This is a genomic window from Vibrio sp. 10N.261.54.E10 (assembly GCF_002877735.2).
In the GTDB taxonomy this organism is placed as follows: domain Bacteria; phylum Pseudomonadota; class Gammaproteobacteria; order Enterobacterales; family Vibrionaceae; genus Vibrio; species Vibrio crassostreae_C.
Window position 1 is genome coordinate 1,541,276 of the sequence record NZ_MCXE02000001.1, and the last position, 18,002, is coordinate 1,559,277.

Consider the following 18,002-nt stretch of genomic DNA (forward strand, 5'->3'; position numbering starts at 1 on the left):
TGAATATAGAGAAAGCGGCATCGTACAAAATACCGCGCATTGAGAATCAATTATGAGCAGTGCCGGAAGCTCTGCACAGAAAAACCCTAACCTTCCAAGGCATTGCGCCAATACTGAACGGTTTTATCCGACACCAACCCTGTCTCGGTCGCCGCTGATACTAAAAAGTCACATAACCGAGCCGCAACCTCTTCATTACCCAACAAGTACAAACTGCGAATGGCTCGCGTTAACCTTAGCTGGTTATGGTCATGATTCTTTAACCATACGTGATTAGCCGGGCTAAGTGGTAACGATGAAGATATTTCACTCCCGTTTCGCTGCATACCCCAAAACTCAAGCATCAGGTCAAGCACTTGTAGATGAGCTGTGCGGAGCGCTTCTGAATTAGCAAAAAGCACCTTATCTTCTTGAGTAACCAACGGGGCATGTTGATTAAACTTAGTCCCCTCATCTATTGGGAAGAACACTTGAATGTACTTATGGTCATGCTCCAACCAAAAATGATTGTAAGCCAATAACTGTTCTATATTTCGACCAAATTTGTCCGGCGCTTCACCAGATATAAAGCGAGCAATCTCACTCATTTTAAAATCCTACTGACTATAAACCCCCACTTGTGGGCGAATGCATTATTACGCAGTAAGCCGTCAAAAGCCTAGTCCTTTACGTTGTAAGTACCGATTTGGCTTAGAACTCCACGTCCCACGCGTTAGGAATCACTTTTGAATAATTTCGACTTACTTTTCTAACAAACGACACGGGAACTCTGCGACACATTTTAGCTCTGCTGTATGTTCAGGGAATCGTTCCTGAAGAAAACACAATGCATCCGTTGGCGTTGGCGTAGCGTATGAGTTTTAGACTAAAGCCAGCAACCAGTGTGTTAATAACTGAGTACCAAAACCTGAACGACTAAAAGAGGTAGGTAAAATAAGCAGCGAAAGATTACATCTTTCAAAGAAAAACCCTTCAGAAAGCGTCCTTCGGTGCATAGAATTTCAAGCGACTTACACTAGTGAATAATGTAAGTCGCTAACATAAGAGGCTAACGCAAGCGTCTCAACACAACCTGCTGGTCGAGCTCATTCTGATAGTCCGTGTAATCAAGCCCTTGATCAAATATGTACTCAGTGACAAGAGTACGAATGCACTCAACCAATGTGCTTGCTTGCCAAGGCTTTTCAAAGTAACGGTCGATGCCTGCTGCATTAATCGCATTGATGGTATCAGTATGAGTGGCCTGCCCCGTAAGAAGAATTTTCTTGGTATTCGGAAAGCGACTGTCATGGAACACTTCAGTGAGTAACTCCACACCCGTTTTCCCTGGCATCACATGATCAGACACGATGACGGTAATGTGTTCGCCTTCTGCGTCAAGTTCATCAATGAGATCAAGCACTTCTTGCGCTGATTCACAATCTTCAATATTCAGCCAACTCGCCAGCGGCTCTAAATCTTGTATCACTGCGCTCAGTACTTCTCTCTGGTCATCGACACAGATTAAATTAAGCTTCTCCATGTTCACCCTCTATTGGTAACTTGATTCTAAATACCGTTTTAGAAGCATCACTTTTCACAATAATACTTCCGCCATAACCTGCCACAATCCGCTTAACTACTGATAAACCCAAGCCCAATCCAAACGATAAACCACCTTTTTTAGTGGTGAAGTTGGGCTGAAATACCTTTCTGCGAGTCGCCTCGTCTATCTCAGGGCCGTTATTCGCGATCGTAACTAATATCCTTTTCTTACTTAATCTGGTTTGAATCTCTATTGCGGCATCGTCTGAATTCGACATTGCATCACAAGCATTCTTTATAATGTTGACCCAAATCTGAACGAGCTCTGTTTTCGAGCCTTTAAAAGACGGTAAATCCGCAGGGCTCAATCGCACAGACACTCTACGTAACTCACTTTGTAGCAACGATAAGGCATGGTTAATGGAGTCGTTAATATCAACCGCTTCTTCGGTGTCGATATCAACTCTGCCAAGTTGTTTAACCGATTTTACGATGCCGACGGTGTGTCTAGATGCCAAACGCAAATCATGTAAATCACAGCCCATCTGCCAAAAACGAATCGCTTCTTCTGGTTTTTTCAGCCAATGCTTTGAAATAACGTCTGTTGCAGATAAAGCATCAATTGGAATCGCCTTTGCAAGAGAGCGAGCAATGTTTTTGTCTAAACCATATTTTCTTTCAAATTGTCGCCCACGTGTTCGCGCTTCTGACGACGACGTTTTCTGACCATGCATTAACCCAAAATCGAAAAATTGACTGGCTTCTGGATGCACTTCTTCAAGCAGATCCATGATGACCGTTTCAAGTCGACCAGATTTACTATTTACTACACCAATAGCGTTGTTAAGCTCATGGGCAATCCCTGCAGCCAATTGACCCAAGGTCGTCATTTGCTCAGCAGTATGTAACTTCTCTAGCGCTTTTTGTTTCGCTATCGCTTCTTGTGTTGCGCGGCGTTGACGACGCGACAACTCATTGACAATCACAGGTGTGAACTGTGCGGTAAGAGGACCAAATTTACGTTCATCTTCTGCAGGCGTGTCTTTATCGATCCACGCTAACTCAACATCGGTTTTAGCAACAACCGTTGAAGATGCTGTCCAATTACCTGAAAAGAAGCTATGAACGCCTATAAAAGCCCCACTACCCGCGCTAAATACTCGCACTTGCGGTGTATTCGCATCGGTATAAAACCCTTCCAGTTCTCCACTAAACACATAATATAAACGAGTGTTTAACGCTGATTGTTCAATAATGGTGTTACCGGCACAGCACGTCACCCGACGTTCTGTTTGGTTAAAATAGCGCTCGATCAGTGCTTCTAGCTTTTGTTGATACACGTATCGTTATCCTATGTGACCAATTGAATGTAGCACCCACACCATAACAAAACTCAGTAGCACACCAACCACACCCAAAATAATACCGATTCTGGCCATTTGATTACTTTGCACATGACCAGTGGCATGAGCCAACGCATTCGGTGGCGTACTGATTGGCAGCGACATACCTAATGAAGCGGCAAAAGTCACAACCAAAATTAACGTTAGCTCACCGCCTAGTGGCGTGAGTGAAGCCATAGACGAACCTAATGCCGCCATAATTGGCATTAACAAGTTAGCCGTTGCGGTATGAGACATAAAGTTTGCCATTACCAAACACAAGAACGCCGCTCCGAACAACACCACATAGGGTGAGTAGCTATCAAACGGAATACTGTGTACCACGAGCTTTGCTAAGCCAGTTTTATCGAGCGCTAAACCAAGCGCAATACCACCTGATACAAGCCACAATACGTCCCAAGAAATTTTCTTCAGGTCTTCTTTATTGATGATCCCTGTGAGTGAGAACACAGCGACAGGAATCAGAGCGACGGTGTAAGAGTTCATGCCATGGCTTGAACCCATTAACCAAAGAATGATGGTCAGCGCAAAAGTGACGTACACCGCAATAGCTTTGGGTGTTTTAAGGAATTTACCTTTAATACTTAGTTCGATTTTCTTTTGGTCAGCTTTGTACATAAAGCCGATTAAAAACCACGCTAACGCCATCATAATAATGACAAACGGCACACCAAATGCCATCCATTCGCCGAACGTAATTAGGTTATCGCCAACTAAATATTTAAGTGCGATAGCGTTCGGAGGAGTACCGATTGGGGTACCAATGCCACCAATGTTAGCGGCAACCGGGATACAAAGCGCAAACGCTACACGACCGGGGTCTTTCGGACCAAACACAGCCAGTACCGGCGTTAAAATAGAGAGCATCATTGCCGTTGTTGCCGTGTTAGACATAAACATCGAAAAGATACCAGTGATCAACATTAAGCCGAGCATCACAAACTTTGGGTCTTGTCCAAATGGCTTCAACAACACGCGAGCTAAGTTTACGTCTAATCGATATTTAGTGGCGGCCATTGCTAAGAAGAAACCACCCAAAAACAGCATGATGATTGGGCTAGCGAATGTCGCCATGATATCGCTGTATTTTAACAGCTCACCAAAATGTTCTTTCCCATGCTCAAACCTTAAAAAGATCAGCCCTTTATCCGACAACATCAATAATTGCAGAACGATAATAACAACAGACGTCGCGTAAATAGGGATAGGCTCGAACACCCAGCACAATGCCGCTAACAAAAAGATCGCAATAACGCGTTGTTGAATAATCGTAAGGCCTTCAAATGGAAACGCTGATAGCGGCATTACGAGGATAATGAAAGGAATTAAAATAGGGATAATGTATTTTATATAGGGGCGCATAGCACAAAAACTCTTCCTGAGATAACAACTACTTAGAAATTAGATTTAAAGTTCTAATTTAGTCCGACAACGAATTATCGACCTCTTATCACTATCTCACTATCGGCTAGATCAATGATTATGTGATCACGATATCCCCTTTTTCGATTCTGTGCGCTACCTCTACGTTTGTATGCCATTTATTGTTGCAATTAAATTCAGGAGAGTGGTTTCTGCGTTTCTAGTCATGTCCATAAATTAAGAGCCACTTCTGATAAAAGCGTTGAACAAGCTCACTGGGGTAGGTATACCTGAATGAACTATTGATGCCATAGCGACAAGTTAATATATGGACCACGCTAACCCTGACCTAAAGTATCGGCCATAAGTACTAAACTTACTTGTAGTGAGAGTACCAAGCGTTATGAATCAATCTTAGATTTCTTATTAACTTTTCAATCTATCGATGATCTCAGCATTAGATAATGGAACCCCAATACCACTATTTACCATGTACCCAAATGATTCATCGTGGCAACCTTGATCGTATGAATCGATACACTCTTTTGCCAATATTAAATGGTAATCGCGTTGGTATGCATCGATAGCAGTAACTCTTACACATGCGTGGGTATTTACACCTGCAATTACAATTTCACTAGGTGCCATTTCATTTAAAATTTCATCAAGCTTTGTTTCGAAGAAAGCACTATAACGCTTTTTGATAACTTCATACTCTTGCGGGTGTCGAACCAATTCGTCTAATAGCTCACAACCGCTAGTACCTTCGATAGTCCATTTTTGACTCGATTGTCGTAAGGCTAAATAAGTATCTGACAAGTCTTCTTTGAACACTTGACGTACCCAAATAATCTTCTGACTTTCTCTACGAAATGCGTGTATAAGCTTGTTCAATGAGCAAGTAAATTCTGTTCTTTTTTTAGCAAGCCTACCCTGCTGGAAAAAGTCCTCTTGCATATCAATAACTAGTAGCAATTTAGTCACGATGACCTCCCTGAAAACCGAATGCCTTATTATATGCGTACTAACCTAGCGTTCGGTTCCATGAACGATAATGCCAAGGTAAGATACTCTCTAATGTAGTTAGCTTAGGATAAGGCATATTATGTGTTTTGATCGTTAATAACTTTTCTTCATACTTTTGTTGAAGATGCTCTGGAATAAATGCCCACGGAATCACCTCCCAGTCAACTGGCAAACCACAATCACGTACTAAGGCAGCTTTGAGGTCGCACCAATGCTCATCCCATAAGGCAAAACGTTTCAGTAAACTAGCTAAAGTTTTCGAGTATGTAACCTCACAAAGATACACCCGTTTCTCTTTGAAATTAACAGCAACTAAGTCGCAATACCAATGAGGGCCACTTGTATCAGGGTTTGGTGAGTCGAATAATTGTATGCAGCATTGCGTGTTTACAAATACAGATCTATCTGCCCTTAAATATTCCAAAACTAAGCTTTCGCAGTTATCCATTTCTATGTTTCCCTCACAGGTATACGCCATGTAAAGAGTTCTGCAACGCAATGCCAAAGCCGCCGCAAGCCACCTTAATCACTAATCGCAACGCATGGTAAAAGTGCCACGCGTTGCAAATCAACCTTAAACAGATTGTATGGATAATAAGCGCTCCAATCGGGTAATGTGAGACCCAGGCTTTAGCTGCAACTAAAGCTTTCTATGTAGCAGTTCGTTTAAACGCTGGCTCCTCTATCGAGAGACCGATAACAAACATGAACGCTACATAGGACTTCAAGCATAAACCTCGAATAGTCGACTGGGTCTCGAACCCGCATTACGCAAGCATGAGTTAGCTTATTATGAATACTAAAATCAATCAAAGCATCAACGTTGGAGTTGATACCGGCAAAACACAATTAGACATCCACATCAGGCCACTAGACCTATTTTTCTCAGTAGAGAACAATGATAAAGGCATCAAAAAAGCACTCAAAACGATTAAGAGTCACAGTCCTGAACGAATCGTTATTGAAGCTACAGGCCGATTAGAAATGCCTTTTGTTCTTGCATGTGCAGAGGCTCAATTACCTATTGTCAGAGCAAACCCTGTCCACATAAAACGATTCGCTGGTGCTATTGGCCGCAGAGCCAAAAATGATCGTTTAGATGCAGAATTGATCGCTCACTATGGAGAAGCAATCAAACCAGCTCTTACTGTCATAAAGCCAAAAAACATACGCCTAATGAGTGACTTAGTCATTCGCCGAAACCAGTTGTTATCCATGCAAACCATGGAAAAGAACCGAATCCAGATACTTCCCGCCTCTCTCCATCCGACTATCAAACCAATGCTAACCACGATAAAAAATCAAATCACCAAGTTAGAAGAAAAGCTCGTTAAACTCATTGAAGATAGCCCTGAATACCAAGCTAAAAACACAATATTGCAAAGCGTCCCAGGAATAGGAAACATTGCCGCTGCATCAATAATTAGCAACGTACCTGAACTTGGTTACATCACGAATAAACAAGCAGCATCACTGATTGGTGTCGCTCCAATAACACGCGAAAGTGGGCGCTACAAAGGTAAGCGCGTGATCCAAGGCGGTCGAGCGCAAGTACGAACCGTTTTATACATGGCGATGATGTCAGCCATGCAATGTAACCCCATATTCAAAGCGACTTATGCTCGACTTTTAGCTGCTGGGAAACCTAAAAAAGTCGCAATAATCGCGTGCGTACGAAAGATGGTTGTGACACTTAACTCTATGCTCAGAGATGGCGCCATGTGGGATGAAAACACAGCCAAAAATTAATCATTGACGCCATAGTCGTTTGTTAGGTTTAGTTGACCATTGTGACTGCTTTATCAACTGTGTTCCTACTGAACATCTTTGATTCAATGTCGTCGTTCCCTGTAATTCTTCTGGCACGATATAGCTGCGGTTCCTTGCTGCATAAACCGAGACAATAAGAAAAAACCTCATATTGTTTGTTATCTGATAGCTCGCTTACTAATTCATCATCGGTGACGTAAATTAACTCTTCGTTATTCACGACTCTTTCGATGGTACTAAGCTTTGAATCAAGGGAGTTAATCTGCTTCTTTAACTCTGCATCAGCTTTTTTTCGTTCAATCGTTTCTTGAAGTTGTAATCTCAGCATAGTTTCAACATCAAAGTCTTCATTTGATGGCACAGTTGAAGCATTTTTAAGGTTTGGATGAGTATACTGACCTGTTTCTAATATCTGAGGAAGGACATCTTCCAATACCCACTCTTGGAATTTTAAACAAGCTGGAGAATTATCTTGCAATACAACCCTCAAAAGACCAGCTTTCGTTACATAACTTTCACGAAGGGGATCATCTATGTTTTTAGGAATATCATCACGAATATAAATTTCGTGTGGAAGTAAATGTGTAATATGGGCTCTAAGTAACGTGAGTATTGTCTTAGAGTTCTGACCAGGGGCCAAAACACGGTTTTCTCGTTGAATTGTACGTACAACATCGAACAAAGAGAAATATAACTTACCTTCATAATGAAGGGTTCTTATGCCCTCTTCACCTGCTGCACTGTCATATGAAAACATGACCTCGGATAAACTCATTCAAAATATTCCTTTTAACTGATGACTAGACGATATTACTAGCTGTCTTAATTGAGAACAAGCTACGAGTTAGCGGATTAAATCTAGCGAAACAAAATGAAGAAAACTTGATAACTGCTCTGACTGATATTGTTAAAACAAGTTTACTATTGACAATAAAGACAATATTTCAACTTCCAAAAACCTGCTTATTTACTCATTTGTAGTTAAGGTGAAAACAGAAAAATATCTAAGTTAACTTAGAAACTTTCATTCTATAAATTAAAACAAAGCGGATTTTAATAACTCCAGACCCTTCATACGTTTACGATAAATAATAAAATTAGATTTTATAAAAACAATTTGATCAATAGGGATTTTTGTAAACTTTGAATTACATACTCTAAAATTTAATCTCTAATAAAAACTTGTCATAAGCCGAAATGCTCTTCCAATCTTGATTCGCAACACATGGCACAAGTGTGTTGCATATAGACTTCCTATAAAGCCGTTGGGAAGAAGGAGTTTATATTAAAATCAGGAACGAAAAATGAACCAACAACGTCAACTAAGCTGGAAAATAGCAGCCATTCTAGGTACGTCTTTCGGCTTTACTGCACACGCTGCGGAAATGGTCAGAATCGATAATGATACACTGCTACAACAAAGCCTCGTCGCGCAGTCGAAGAGTGTTGCCCCACTAGAATTAGGTTTTTCTGAAGTAAAACGGGTGGTATTGCCCAATGGGAAAACGAAAGTCCGCTACCAACAAACTCACCTAGGCTTACCCGTCTTTGATACCTCCGTTGTCGCCACCCTTTCCAAGAACCAACCCACTCAGGTATTTGGTTCAATGGCACAGGGGATCAGTGGTGACCTATCCGGCATCGCGCCAAAACTGAATCAAGAGCAAGCGATTGAAGCCGCACTGTCTGCTCATCGCACGTTTACTGTCGGCAAAAAGTCGATTGAAAATAAAAACGCGAAACTGATGGTGAGATTGGATGAGAACCAAGTCGCCCAAGTGGTGTATCTGGTCGATTTCTTTATCGCGTCCTCTATGCCAGAGCGCCCTTTCTATTTTATTGATGCCACGACTGGCGATGTTCTCCAAAAATGGAATGGGCTAAACCACGCTAAAGCATTAGGTACTGGCCCAGGTGGTAATATCAAAACCACTCGATATGAATATGGCAGTGACTTCCCTAGCTTTCCCATCGACAAAACAGGTACCACGTGTAAGTTAGAAAATGAATCAGTTAAGACAATCGATTTGAGGAACGGAACGTCCGGCAGCGCAGCCTACAGTTACAACTGTGCTGATGGAACCAACTACACCGATCATAAGTACATTAACGGGGCTTACTCGCCTCTTAATGATGCGCACTACTTCGGTAATGTCGTGTTTGATATGTACAAAGAGTGGATGAATACGTCGCCTTTAACTTTCCAGCTGACGATGCGAGTTCATTACGGCACGGATTATGAAAATGCCTTCTGGAATGGTACATCCATGACTTTTGGAGATGGCAAAAATACCTTTTACCCATTAGTCGATATTAACGTGAGTGCTCACGAAGTCAGCCACGGGTTCACAGAGCAAAACTCCGGTCTTGTGTACCGAAATATGTCGGGCGGTATGAATGAAGCCTTCTCAGACATTGCGGGCGAAGCGGCTGAATACTACTTACGTGGCAATGTGGATTGGGTGGTCGGTAGCGATATCTTCAAATCTGAAGGTGGTTTGCGTTACTTCGATCAACCTTCAAAAGATGGTCGATCGATTGATCATGCCTCTCAATACTACGATGGTTTGAACGTTCACTTATCTAGCGGTGTTTACAACCGTGCCTTTTACCTTTTAGCGAACAAATCGGGTTGGAATGTACGTAAGGGCTTTGAAATATTCACAGTCGCAAACCAATTGTATTGGACGGCAAACAGTACCTTTGATACCGGAGCTTGTGGCGTAGCGAAAGCCGCAGCAGACATGGGCTATGTGGTTGCCGATGTTGAAGATGCATTCAACACTGTAGGCGTGAATGCAAGCTGTGGTGGAACGCCTCCAACTGGCAATGTGCTGACGAAAGGCACACCGATTGCGAACCTAAGCGGGAATCAATCTTCAGAGAACTTCTACACGTTCACCGTAGATTCTGCATCAAGCGTGACGGTTTCAATGTCTGGCGGTTCAGGCGATGCCGACCTTTACGTTAAATCGGGAAGCAAGCCAACAACATCAAGTTACGACTGTCACCCTTATCGTGCTGGAAACAATGAGCAGTGCAGTGTAAGCGCTCAACCGGGCGTAACCTACCATGTGTTACTGCGTGGATACTCGAACTACTCTGGCCTAACGTTGCGTTTAGATTGAGTTAGAGCGAGCCTCTCAAACAAGTTGTAAATCGAGAACTAGCGGTTAACCGCGAAATAAAAACCTACTCACTTTGAGTAGGTTTTTTTATGACACACCGTAGTAGCTAATAATATTGTAAGTTATTTACTGATACGTTTATTAATTTATAAATATCAAGGTTACTTAGGCATTGTTTTATAAAAACAGTTTAAATTGAGATCCTGTGCTGCACAACGAAACAAAAATAACTGACTAACTTTTGAACACATTCACGTTACTGATAGGTTAATCCTTATAGGGCAAATGCTCTATTAATGATAAAAATTAAAATAAGGATTATTTATGAGACCATCTTTTCCTATCAGTATGGTGCTTGCAACGACAGTGGTTGGCTTCCAGTCTTTTGCGCAAAATATTGAGACAACTGATTCATTAGGTATTGCAGAAAGTAGCGCAGCGCAAAAGCAATCTCTGGCGTTGCAAATCAGCGAGCGTTATTCCGATCTTGAGCTTTCATTGAAGGCTCAGATCTCAGAAAATAACTTATCCGCGCCTGTAGATAAATTGAGCTCTACTCAGCCCTACTCTGCATTTTCAAGCCGGATGCAGAAAGCGGATCTTGGTTATCGCAAGATGAAAGGGATCAACGACTTCAGCAACTCCGTGTTAGAGATTCGCATGGCTGATGAAGCGATGATTGAAGCTTGGAAGAATGGTGAAAACCCGCTGTTTGCGTTTGAACCATCAGGCGACGATTCGAATTGGCAATACATTGAAGCGTATGACGTGTACGGACAGGTTCATGAACTAGATGTGTACCAAATGCCAGACGTCCCAGTGTTTGTGGTTGATAGTAACGGTGCTGAAGAGCTCAAAGCTGGCTTAATGGCAATGCAGGCAGAGATGCAAAAGCTGGGTACTACAACGCAAATCAATGCCGTTAGCGATACCAATGCCGACGAGAGTAAACCTCAAAAACCGTCTTTGATGAACAGGGCACGTCGCTCGATGGCCTTGTCGGAACCTGAGCCGTTGAATACCACACAATTAACCAAAATCCGTTTAGCCGTCGACCAAGAACCTTGGATCTCTGGTAAAGCGGAAATCTACGCTATCGTGACGGGTGTCGATTCAAGTCGTTTAGAGCCCCAGATCGACCTCGTTGAGATGCCTTATCTGGACTACGACAAACAAACGTACTACCCGAACCAGACCGTCATCTTCTGGCCTCGCTACCGTTGGGGCGCTGCAGACATGATCTTAATGGAACACGATGATGGCACAGACTACAAAGCGCTAGCAAAACTCTTAGTTCAAGCCGCAGAAGAGATACTGAAGATGATTCCTGATCCAGAAGTTCAAGGTTATGCGATCATCCCTCAGATCACAGGCAAGATTATCGATGTGATTCCTGATGGCGTATTAGTGAATGATGATGACTTCGTGGATGTGTACTACACCTTAATGCAGAACACGCCTTATGTAGACCGTCCGGGCGCTGGCGGAAATGCTGTCGCATCGTTTGCACCAGTCACGATTTCGCCAACAGAGTAAGTCGTTTCTTATTCAGTTAGGGCTTAATCGCTAGGCCCTAACTCTTCATTATCGAAGGTAAGTCAAACACAAGAGACCTACTCAGAACCTAATTACAGGGAGTAATCAAACACAATGATGTCTTCTAAAAGCGGACGAAACACATCTTTCAGCGCATCATGCTCAGGGTGCGGAAGGTAATTCTGGCGGCCTTCTTCATCGGCGAACGTCATTAACACCGAGTGGGTATAACCTTGATTCTTGTTTTCAGGGCTGTCATTTAATCCCCATTCTACTGAAGTGACCCCTTCAACCTTGTTTGGCATCGCTTCAAACAGCATCTTTAGTTTTTGAACCTCTGAAGCTTCAGCGTTTTCTTTAAACTTAATCAGTAGAATATGACGAATCATTCCCGTTTCTTTTTGAGTCATTCCTTGTCCTTTCGAGTCGTTCGCTTACTGGTTTGTAATGCTTAACCAACACCCAATAGCGATCTAAATTAGAGAACAACAAAATGCCACACGTTACACAACATGCCAAGGCTAGATCGCTAGAGTTTATAAAATACTCCACAACCCAATAACGAAAAATGCTGCACCCAAGGGCGCAGCATTTCTCATGACAATGGTAAGCACATCTTTAACGTTAATCACGACGACCTGTAAGCTGGATCGTTTGGTCTTGATCTACGTTCTTTTGGAATTGGATTCCGCCGTTAGACGCTTCATTTCTTCCTTCCAGTGTTAAGTCAGATTCAACACGCTCAGCCTTTACTTGATTACCTTCGCTTCTTGTCATGTCGATAGTCCCTGTATACGTACCGTCAGCAGCAAAAGCAGTATTCATTGAAAGAGCCATTAAGCCTAGTGCGATTAACTTTTTCATACATCACCTCATATTATTTTTAATTATTTGTTCGTTTGGTATCTGTGTTTCTTTGTTGAGGTAACTTTAACAATCGAACATGAACCATAGATGTGAGCTATGTGATGAGCTGCCGCCGCTCGCCAAAAGACGCACCTTTGAATCAGTGGTTATTCCAAATGTTGAAGTCTACCCTAAAAAACAAACAAGCGTAGTTCAGCATCTAAAGGCCTAAATGATTACCGGGTTAACCGCTTAACTGCTTAGCTGCTTAGCTGCTTAGCTGCTTAGCTGCTTAACGACATAACTCCCCTATCATCCAATAAAGAAAAGGCTCCCGAGGGAGCCTTTGATTAGGGTTCTAGTGACTATTCGCTTATGTTTTTATTTTAAAATGCTTCTTCGAGCGTTTGTTCGTTCTTTTTTTCGGTTTGTTTTTCAACGGTTTCAACCTCTTTCAAGCGCGCAGTGAAGTGTCTTAACACCGGCGGTTCGTAGGTAAAATCGAGCCCTTTCACTTGTCCTGCATTCTCTTTCACTTTTTCGAATGCTTCGATAATGAAGTCCATGTGTGTTTGTGTGTAGGTCGCGCGAGGAATGGTAAGGCGCAACAACTCAGCAGGACATGGGTGTTGTTCACCTGTTGCTGGGTCGCGTCCTTGCAGCAAAGACCCAATCTCAACCGCTCTGATACCCGCGACTTTATAGAGTTCGCACGCCAAAGCATGTGCGGGAAACTGACCAGCCGGGATATGAGGCAGCAATTTACCCGCATCGACAAACGCAGCATGACCGCCTGCTTGCTGGCACACGATGCCCATCGCTTCTAAGCCATCAACTAAGTATTGAACCTGGCCAATGCGGTACTCTAACCAATCTTGGCGCATGCCGTCATAAAGGCCAACCGCAAGACGCTCCATTGCGCCACCTTCTAAACCACCATAGGTTGGGAAGCCTTCTTGCACCACACATAAGGTTCGACACTCTGTGTACACATCCATGAAAGAGTCGTCTTTAAAGCACAGCAAGCCGCCCATTTGTACCATGGCATCTTTCTTGGCAGACATGGCTAAGCCATCCGCGTATTTGTAAGACTCACGAGTGATCTGTTCGATTGTCCAATCTTGATAACCCACTTCTCGTTGTTGAATGAAGTAGGCATTTTCAGCGTAGCGTGCCGAGTCCATGATCACAGGAATATCGTACTTCTGAGCAATTTCATAAACGGCTTTTAGATTGGCGATAGACACTGGCTGTCCACCAGCAGAGTTACAAGTAATGGTGCTCACAATGTAGGGAACATTGGCTGCGCCCGCTTCTAAGATCGCTTCTTCCAGCTTCACCACATCGAAGTTGCCTTTGAAATCCGCGTTCACTGAGGTATCGAACGCTTCTTTGGTATAAACGTTCTTCGCCACACAGCAATTCACTTGGGTGTGGCCTTGTGTTGTATCGAAGAAGTAGTTCGACAAGGCGACCATTTTGCTGCGATCGAGCCCTTTCTCCATTTCACGCTTCTTAATAAGAACCGGAATGTAGATCTGCTCTGCACCGCGTCCTTGGTGTGTTGGAATCGTCAACTCGTAACCGAAGATATCCTTAACCGCATTCGACAATGCGTAGTAACTGCGGCTACCACTGTAAGCTTCATCACCCATTAACATCGCGGCTTGCATACGCTGAGTGATAGATCCTGTTCCGCTGTCTGTCAGTAAGTCGATAAACACATCATCACTGTCGAGCAAAAATGGGTTCATGCCCGCGTCGACAATGGCTTGTTCACGATAGGCGCGAGTTGTTCTTTTTACTGGCTCTACAACACGAATACGAAACGGTTCTGGTAGATGTTTGAAGTTTTCCATAATAATACCTTTCAATACATTCCGATCAGGTCGAAATGTATTTTCTTTAGATGTCACGAGTCCTCACTATTAAATTAATAGTTCCGTATAAAGATACACAGAAAATTAACAGTGAAAATTAACAGTGAAAATAAACAAATTAAATAATGACTTATTAATCAAACCTAAACAGAGGCTAAGATAATTAGCGAGAACGACAAAAAACGAATACCCTACACGGAATAATAAGTGCGACATTCATACGTTCAAAGGTTATCAAAGCTGCTGATAGGTAAACAAAGCTCGCTGCTTTGCTGGCGCGTGACGCCTAGAGGGTACTACTCTGAAGAAAGGTGGAACGAGAGTTGGTGATCTAAGGTATACCAAGCTAACAAGGTTAGCCAAGTTGTTGATTGCCATTTCAGATACATGTTCACAATATATCCCTACGTTGAAATCAAGATGATCCGAAGTTTAAATATAGTGCAATTGTTTTATAAATACAGCTTAAAAAAGTATAAATGTGATCAATATTTAGAATGATGATTAAATACGATAGCGTGTTATATAAAATGTGAATCACAGCTGTTTATATACTATTAAACTAGTTCAGAGAGAACCTTAATAATATCAAATCCCTTTTGAAATCAACACTTCTCTAATAAGGGGCGAAGATAGCTGTTTTCTAAAAAATCCATCATCTAATAAAGCCAAGATCCAAAACTCGCCGATCTAGAAAAGATAAATTCTGATGAGGCTCAAACCTCACCAGAACCGTATTCGCAGTGAATGACTTACTTCTTCTTCACGGCTTGCTTGATGGCCATTTCAGCCAGTTTTGGTGTCGCCGCTTTCAATGCGCTGGGTGCCACCTTCTTACCCACTTTGACTGCTTTATTCAGTTGGCCTTTAACCGACGAGCCTCTTTTCATGGCTTCTAAACGTTGGCGGTTTCTCTGAACGTTATTTGCGTCAGCGATACGCTCTATCAACGTCTGCCTTAAAGTATCTAAACCAAACTGTACCTTTTCTGGCGCAATCGCCAGCGGTAACACGATATCGGTTTGCAGCAATATATGATGGTATTCGAGCGCTTGAGCAATGATCTTCGCTTTGGTCGATGTTGGATTCTCTAAGTCATACGGTGGCTGCCAATCGTCTACAGGCTTTAATCTGTCTACCTGATTCACAACCGACACCACAATCGGTTTCTTGCGTGAGATGTTGTTAGGATCGTCATAGAAAGCATCAAATCTATCTTTCAATTGCTTATCCAAATCACGTGCAGACTGATTGGCTTTAAGCACCCATAGCACCACATCCGCTTGGGTCATCTCTTTCAGCATTAAGGCTTCGGTTTTAGGATTGCCATCAAGCCCCTGAAGATCAACAACGCGAACATCATTGTCGTCGACAAATGCGTTGTATACGGTTGAAGTGTCGGTTGATGGCAGTACATCGACCTCGGCAACCAACTCTTGCTTAAGCGCATTGATAAGTGAAGATTTACCAGAACTGGTTTGCCCCACCAGCACGATTCGCACAGGCTCTAATTCAGGAGCAAACCGTTGTTCGTCGAGTTCAGAAACATCGGACGCTTTCAATGCTTCATCTTCAATGCTGAAACGTCCGCTATAGAGATCAATCGCCACCGCCGCAACTTCATCTAATAAGGCTTGTTTGGCGGCGTATTGCATGTCATCAACCACACCTCTTGTCATTGAAGATGTCGCTTGCTCTCTCCCTAAATCAGAAACAACTTTTAACGGGTTCAAATAGAGGTTTTTGAGGTGATTCCCCCAAATAGCGGCCTTAACGATCTTCTGCCCTAGCTCACCGTATTTATCGTAGGCTTCATAGCCCGCCTTAATGTAAGAAACCTTGAGATACTCAATGCCCGGTATATGCTCTCGCACTACCAGTTTGTAGCGTCGGCTTACCTCTTCGAACAGCTTTAGCCCTTCAGGAATCGAGAAATCGAGCGATTTCTTATCAAACTTTTTCGCAACAAATTCAAGTACCTCTAAACCGGTTTGGTCTAGGTTACCCCACTCTATGTCGACCATTAATTGTTGGCGTACATGGTGTTTTGAATCATTCCAGATCGACAGTTCTTTTTGAGACCAATCAGCCGAAGCCTTAACCAATGCATCGTTGATATCAGCTTTTTTATGCTGTGATTCAGCTTCAGCAGTATCCTCGCCAAGGCCGCCACTCTCTTTATTCGAGAAAGACTCTTTATTTGAAGAGCGGCTTGAAGAACGGCTAGAAATGAATAAAGGAATGGTGAACACCAAGGTACTCACGGCAATGGCAATCGACATTTCGAGTAGATAACCGTATTTGATCGCCAAGAAGACACCAAAACCCATCATGATAATGCTTGGGAAGATCGCCGAAATCAGGGCAATGCCCCAGCGTCCGCTCGATAGCACCGCCAGTAATCGAAATAGGTTTCTAATTTTCTTCATAACCCGACGCCGCCTTTCCTTTTTTCAGAGATTCTTTGTAGATCTTCTGCATCTCTTGTTCAGACACTTCTTCACCTTTGTTCTTATGATAGAAGTAAAAACAAGCCGCGCGACCTAAACCATAAGAGGTGCCGAAACTCATTGCCGCTGCAGCCACCGCACCTACCGTTTGACCATAAACTGGAATCAGCTTTATCAACTGTCGAGTGCCCAGCTTCATTCCGTATTGCAAAGTAAAGCTGCTTCCCAGAGTGCCTATCAACTCACTAAAGACTCTCTTATTCCATTCGACCCCATATTGATTGGCCAAGCTGTGAAGCATTTTGGCTTGAATCGCAGGTACCGACACCAAACCAACACCCGGAATCAGGTCACTCGCTGCGGCACTTCCTGCATACCAAAGCACTTCGTTTTCTACTTGATCAAAGTTGGCTTCTTCTTGCGTGGAATGTTCTTTGTCTTGCACCATCATGCCTATAACAGGAAGTATGCTGGTCAAGCGATCTAACAAGAATTCGAGGTTATAGACATCACCATTATCGGTTTCAAAATCGACCGCTACCGATTCAAACTCTTTACCCCAAGCCTTCTCTACTTGGTTGGTGTTGAACTGAATTTGCCTTGCTCGATCTGGTTCACTGGAAGACAACACCGCCGTATGAACCAGCAACAAGTGTTTAATCTTCTTCTGTTTCTTAATCTGTTTTAGAGCCGTAAGCACAGCGGATTGTTCAGGTTCGTCGGCTTTCATTACAACGACTAACGCATTACCTGCCTGACCAATCTCTTCCAAATCCTCTTTCGCATCGTAATTCGCTTCGCTGAGTCCTCTGGTATCAAGAAACCTCATCACGGGTTTGTCTTGCGGAAACTCATACGACATCGCCGTCATGGTACAAGGCGCAAAACCATTGCCCACTTCTACAGAAGAGTCGCCCGTGACCGCTTGAATAAACGATGACTTGCCCGCCCCCGTTTTGCCCAACAGCCACAATGTAGGAAGATGCTTGCGCTGATATTCATGAGCCTGAGTCAAGTCTGGGTTCTTGCTCGGATTAATGAAGTCTTTTATTTGATCAAACATGTTTAGAGTAACGC

The 18,002-nt window shown here is 43.0% G+C and carries 15 protein-coding genes and 1 pseudogene; 4 read left to right on the forward strand and 12 right to left on the reverse strand.

Features of this window, described 5'->3' with window-relative positions; all coding sequences use genetic code 11:
• Window positions 1–86: 86 nt before the first annotated feature.
• From BCU07_RS06830 to BCU07_RS06855, 6 genes are all read right to left on the reverse strand, one after another.
• Window positions 87–587, reverse strand: a complete 501-nt coding sequence (locus BCU07_RS06830; RefSeq protein ID WP_017062405.1) for an opioid growth factor receptor-related protein — start codon at window positions 585–587, stop codon at window positions 87–89.
• Window positions 588–1,048: 461 nt separating this feature from the next.
• Window positions 1,049–1,522 carry a response regulator gene (locus tag BCU07_RS06835; protein WP_017070648.1) on the reverse strand — a complete coding sequence of 158 codons (474 nt, stop codon included), beginning with the start codon at window positions 1,520–1,522 and terminating at the stop codon, window positions 1,049–1,051.
• Entirely contained in the window at window positions 1,509–2,864 is a 1,356-nt protein-coding gene (locus BCU07_RS06840) for an ATP-binding protein (protein WP_102429250.1), read from the reverse strand. The genes BCU07_RS06835 and BCU07_RS06840 overlap by 14 nt, the downstream gene beginning before the upstream one ends.
• A gap of 6 nt (window positions 2,865–2,870) precedes the next feature.
• Window positions 2,871–4,289 carry an SLC13 family permease gene (locus tag BCU07_RS06845; RefSeq protein WP_102429249.1) on the reverse strand — a complete coding sequence of 473 codons (1,419 nt, stop codon included), beginning with the start codon at window positions 4,287–4,289 and terminating at the stop codon, window positions 2,871–2,873.
• A 426-nt stretch (window positions 4,290–4,715) separates the two neighbouring features.
• Window positions 4,716–5,273, reverse strand: a complete 558-nt coding sequence (locus tag BCU07_RS06850) for a cysteine hydrolase (RefSeq protein WP_102429248.1) — start codon at window positions 5,271–5,273, stop codon at window positions 4,716–4,718.
• Between the two features lie 40 nt (window positions 5,274–5,313).
• Entirely contained in the window at window positions 5,314–5,763 is a 450-nt protein-coding gene (locus tag BCU07_RS06855) for a hypothetical protein (protein ID WP_102429247.1), read from the reverse strand.
• Window positions 5,764–6,107: 344 nt separating this feature from the next.
• Here BCU07_RS06855 and BCU07_RS06860 point away from each other — a divergent pair, with 344 nt between their 5' ends.
• Window positions 6,108–7,064: an IS110 family transposase gene (locus BCU07_RS06860; RefSeq protein WP_206360870.1), complete on the forward strand. Its 957-nt coding sequence runs from the start codon at window positions 6,108–6,110 to the stop codon at window positions 7,062–7,064.
• Window positions 7,065–7,092: 28 nt separating this feature from the next.
• Here the strand turns inward: BCU07_RS06860 and BCU07_RS06865 are convergent, their stop codons facing one another.
• A complete protein-coding gene (locus BCU07_RS06865; RefSeq protein WP_102428449.1) occupies window positions 7,093–7,860 on the reverse strand; it encodes a hypothetical protein in 768 nt (255 codons plus the stop codon).
• Window positions 7,861–8,389: 529 nt separating this feature from the next.
• On the opposite strand from BCU07_RS06865, the gene BCU07_RS06870 reads away from it, so the two are divergent.
• Both BCU07_RS06870 and BCU07_RS06875 read left to right on the forward strand, forming a co-directional pair.
• Window positions 8,390–10,213, forward strand: coding sequence for a M4 family metallopeptidase (locus BCU07_RS06870; RefSeq protein ID WP_102428448.1), 1,824 nt, complete (start codon window positions 8,390–8,392; stop codon window positions 10,211–10,213).
• A gap of 324 nt (window positions 10,214–10,537) precedes the next feature.
• Window positions 10,538–11,749 carry a DUF3103 domain-containing protein gene (locus BCU07_RS06875; RefSeq protein WP_102428447.1) on the forward strand — a complete coding sequence of 404 codons (1,212 nt, stop codon included), beginning with the start codon at window positions 10,538–10,540 and terminating at the stop codon, window positions 11,747–11,749.
• 92 nt (window positions 11,750–11,841) lie between these two features.
• Here the strand turns inward: BCU07_RS06875 and BCU07_RS06880 are convergent, their stop codons facing one another.
• The gene (locus BCU07_RS06880) at window positions 11,842–12,159 is read right to left on the reverse strand and encodes a Dabb family protein (RefSeq protein ID WP_009846539.1); all 318 of its coding nucleotides are present in this window, start codon (window positions 12,157–12,159) and stop codon (window positions 11,842–11,844) included.
• Window positions 12,160–12,373: 214 nt separating this feature from the next.
• Window positions 12,374–12,613, reverse strand: coding sequence for a hypothetical protein (locus BCU07_RS06885; protein ID WP_017081013.1), 240 nt, complete (start codon window positions 12,611–12,613; stop codon window positions 12,374–12,376).
• An 83-nt stretch (window positions 12,614–12,696) separates the two neighbouring features.
• Here BCU07_RS06885 and BCU07_RS06890 point away from each other — a divergent pair.
• Window positions 12,697–12,807 (forward strand): annotated as a pseudogene (locus tag BCU07_RS06890) (LysR family transcriptional regulator); the annotation flags it as partial.
• A 174-nt stretch (window positions 12,808–12,981) separates the two neighbouring features.
• Here BCU07_RS06890 and tnaA read toward each other — a convergent pair.
• The 3 genes from tnaA to BCU07_RS06905 form a co-directional block, all read right to left on the reverse strand.
• Window positions 12,982–14,454 (reverse strand): tryptophanase, encoded by a 1,473-nt coding sequence (gene tnaA / locus BCU07_RS06895; protein WP_102428446.1) that lies wholly within the window; start codon window positions 14,452–14,454, stop codon window positions 12,982–12,984.
• A 773-nt stretch (window positions 14,455–15,227) separates the two neighbouring features.
• Window positions 15,228–16,904 carry a GTPase family protein gene (locus BCU07_RS06900; protein WP_102428445.1) on the reverse strand — a complete coding sequence of 559 codons (1,677 nt, stop codon included), beginning with the start codon at window positions 16,902–16,904 and terminating at the stop codon, window positions 15,228–15,230.
• Complete coding sequence (locus BCU07_RS06905) at window positions 16,891–17,988, reverse strand: YcjF family protein (RefSeq protein WP_102428444.1); 1,098 nt, start codon at window positions 17,986–17,988, stop codon at window positions 16,891–16,893. The genes BCU07_RS06900 and BCU07_RS06905 overlap by 14 nt, the downstream gene beginning before the upstream one ends.
• Between the last annotated feature and the right edge of the window lie 14 nt (window positions 17,989–18,002).